The sequence below is a fragment of the Oleiphilus sp. HI0066 genome (genome assembly GCF_001635725.1).
Genome location: NZ_LWFH01000798.1, coordinates 1 through 603 on the forward strand (window position 1 = coordinate 1; position 603 = coordinate 603).

Consider the following 603-nt stretch of genomic DNA (forward strand, 5'->3'; position numbering starts at 1 on the left):
ATCAGAGCTAATTTCGAGTTTATATTTGCCGGTTGAAGGCACTAAGTTGGTGTTGCCAAACGTGAGTGTGGCCGAGGTAATTGAATATACCAAACCACAAGAAGCAGAAGGGCCAGAATATTTTCTAGGAAATATTATGTGGCGGGGTATACAGGTTCCATTGCTAAGCTATGAAGTTGCCAATGGCCAAGAGAAACCCGCTCGGAATACTCAAGCGCGTATAGCTGTAATTAATAGCGTTGGGCTAGATAATCAGAAGTTACCTTTTAGCGCCATTCTCACTCAAGGTCTCCCGCGCTTAGTAAAGGTGAGTAAGGATATCATTCAAGAAGAAGAGCAGAGCGATTCTCCTGCTGAACATAGCCGTATTAGGGTCGATGGAGAATATGCGGTGATTCCGAGCTTGGAATATCTAGAGTCACTGGCCATTAAACTAGCGTAAATCAGAGTCGCTCCTGAAATGATTCAGAAAACGCTGCAAAAAGAACTGTTATCGTTTTTCGTTTTGCTATTTCCGATCATTGAGCTTGTTTTATTAGGCTTGAACCACGCGGTGTTTTTCATCATCGGTTTGAGCGCTGTGATGTTTGCGCTCAACTTCTC

Annotated in this window: 1 protein-coding gene; it reads left to right on the forward strand. The window is 43.4% G+C overall.

Annotated features, from left to right (window positions below; translation table 11 throughout):
* Positions 1 to 442 (forward strand): chemotaxis protein CheW (locus A3738_RS09555; RefSeq protein ID WP_068763570.1); only part of this gene is annotated, 442 nt, incomplete at its 5' end.
* Positions 443 to 603 lie beyond the last annotated feature (161 nt).